We start from the raw sequence: 2,544 nt of genomic DNA, 5'->3' as shown, positions 1-2,544 counted from the left end.
CCGAAAATCATACCAAAGATACGCGCAATAACAAGTCGCCGCGCAAACCGAAGATACGCGCAAAAGACGGCCAGCGACGGGAGGCGTGTCTGCCGTCAACTCGCGGTGCGCGTCGCGGCGACGAAACGCGCGAGCGCATCGCGCCAATCGGGCAACGGCGCAAGCCCGATCGCTTCCGACAAAAGGCAGCGCAGACGCGAGTTCTGCGGGCGCGGTGCCGGACGCTTGAGATCGGCAAAGCTGACGCTGGCGATCTCCGCTTCGAGGCCAGCGAGCGCCAGCGTTTCGCGCGCAAACTGCTCGTAGCTCGCCCCTTTGCCGCTATTGACGACGTGGTAGATGCCGGGCAGATCCAACGCCGCAAGCTCGCGCAATCGACGCGCCAGATCGTTCGCGTAGGTCGGCGTTCCCCATGAATCCCTGATAGCTTTCAGACGTTCGCCGCGTTCAGTCAGTTCGATTATTTTGCTCAAAAAGTTCTTGCCGCCAAGGCCGAAGATCCAACCAGTACGCACCACCATGGTGCGCGCGCAGGCTTGCATGGCACGCCGCTCGCCATCGAGCTTGGCGCGGGCATAAACGCTCTGCGGATTCGGATCGTCGCGCTGCGTGTAGAAGCCGCTCTTGGTGCCGTCGAAGACGTAATCGGTGGAGATCGTCACCAAAAGCGCGCCGACCCGACGGCAGTGGCGCGCCAGTCTCTCCGGAGCTTGTGCGTTGACGCGATGAGCGCGCTCTGGATCCAACTCGCAACCATCCACATCGGTCCACGCCGCGCAATTGATCACGGCCTCAGGACGCACTTCATCGAAGCAACGGGCGACTGCTTCTTCATCCGTGATGTCGAGCGTTTGACGATCGAACGCCCGTACTTCGTCGCCGAGCGCGCGGCAATAGGCAGCAGTCGCCTTTCCGACCATGCCGCCAGCCCCGGTGATCAAAACTTTTCGCGGCGAATTCTCAATGTGCATAGGCAGACGAAAAAGATCGCTGTGCGATTCAGCATTTTGCGCTCGTGAAATGGAGCGAGCAGAAAATCGCTTTCACCAATGGAGCGCCGATCATAACTCAAATCGCCCACCGACCAAAGCGCCTTTTCGCCACCGGACGACTTTTCAGGTTATACTTTGAGGGGAAGACATGCACCGTAATCTTCGTTCTTATCTGGATCAGTTGCGTCAGGAAGGCGAACTGCTCCGCATTGAAGCCGAAGTTGATCCGCACTTGGAACTTGCCGAGATCCATCGGCGCGTGATTGCGCGCAGTGGACCGGCGCTCTTTTTCGCCCGCGTCCGCGGCAGCCGTTATCCGGTCGTCACCAACCTTTTCGGAACGGCGAAGCGGATCGAACTCGCCTTTGGCCCGAAACCGGAACGGCTCGTGCGGCAAGCGGTTCATCTCATCGAATCGCTATTGCCGCCACGCCCCGCCGAGCTTTGGCGTCAACGTTCGCTCGCCTTCGAAGCCTTGCGGCTCGGCACGCGGCGCGTCCGACGCGCGCCGGTCACCGAAGTCATGGACCGCCCGGCGCGGCTCGGCGAACTGCCCGTGTTGACTACTTGGCAAGAAGACGGTGGCCCATTCTTCACCTTGCCGCTCGTCTATACGGAACATCCCGTGACGGGCAAACATAATCTCGGGATGTACCGCTTGCAACGCTTTGACGATCACACAACCGGCATCCATTGGCAGATCCAAAAAGGCGGCGGCTTTCACCATCATGAGGCGGAAGCGCGCGGCGAGTCCTTGAAGACGGTCGTGTTCCTCGGCGGTCCACCAGCGCTCATTCTGGCCGCCATCGCGCCCTTGCCGGAAGACGTGCCGGAACTTGTTCTCGCTTCCGTGCTTGCCGGAGAGCGGATCGGCGTCATCGAGAATCCGCTTCAAGGGCACCTGCGTTTGGTCGCTGAAGCTGAGTTCGCGCTCGTCGGACACGTGCCGCCGCATCAACGACGACTCGAAGGGCCGTTCGGCGACCATTATGGTTACTACTCGCTCGCACACGATTACCCGGTCTTCCACGTCGAAGCCGTCTTTCATCGTCGCGACGCGATCTATCCGGCAACCGTCGTCGGCAAGCCGCGCCAAGAAGATTTCTTCATCGGCGACTACTTGCAAAAGCTTCTCTCTCCGCTCTTTCCGCTCGTCATGCCCGGCGTGCGCGACCTGTGGAGTTACGGCGAGACGGGCTTTCACGCGCTAGCAGCTGCCGTCGTGCGCGAACGCTACGCGCGCGAAGCGCTCGTCCACGGCTTTCGCCTCCTCGGCGAGGGTCAACTCTCGTTGACGAAGTTCCTGATCCTCACCGACACGCCGCTGGACCTGCGCGACTTCAAGGGACTGCTCGAACACGTGCTGGCGCGCGTACGTTGGGAGAGCGATTTCTTCATCTTCTCCAACGTCTCGATGGATACGCTCGACTACACAAGCGGAAAGATCAACCGCGGAAGCAAAGCGCTGCTCGTCGGCCTCGGCGATCCGGTGCGCCAACTGCCACGCGAGTTCCGTGGCGAACTTCCCGCCGATCTCCATCGAGCTGAAACC

Annotated in this window: 2 protein-coding genes; one reads left to right on the top strand and one right to left on the bottom strand. The window is 60.9% G+C overall.

From position 1 onward, the window contains the following. Positions 1-95: 95 nt before the first annotated feature. Positions 96-971, bottom strand: a complete 876-nt coding sequence (rfbD, locus tag C4334_RS08255) for a dTDP-4-dehydrorhamnose reductase (protein WP_352431609.1) — start codon at positions 969-971, stop codon at positions 96-98. Between the two features lie 169 nt (positions 972-1,140). On the opposite strand from rfbD, the gene C4334_RS08250 reads away from it, so the two are divergent. Continuing rightward, the coding region (locus tag C4334_RS08250; protein WP_352431608.1) for a UbiD family decarboxylase at positions 1,141-2,544 on the top strand (1,404 nt) is incomplete at its 3' end.

Source organism: Pyrinomonas sp., from assembly GCF_040289685.1.
In the GTDB taxonomy this organism is placed as follows: domain Bacteria; phylum Acidobacteriota; class Blastocatellia; order Pyrinomonadales; family Pyrinomonadaceae; genus Pyrinomonas.
Note: the sequence above shows the minus strand (reverse complement) of the source record. Positions and strands in the feature narration are given on the sequence as shown.

Excerpts from the sequence above, each read along its gene's own strand:
- rfbD (WP_352431609.1), bottom strand. The coding sequence starts at position 971 with ATGCACATTGAGAATTCGCCGCGAAAAGTTTTGATCACCGGGGCTGGC.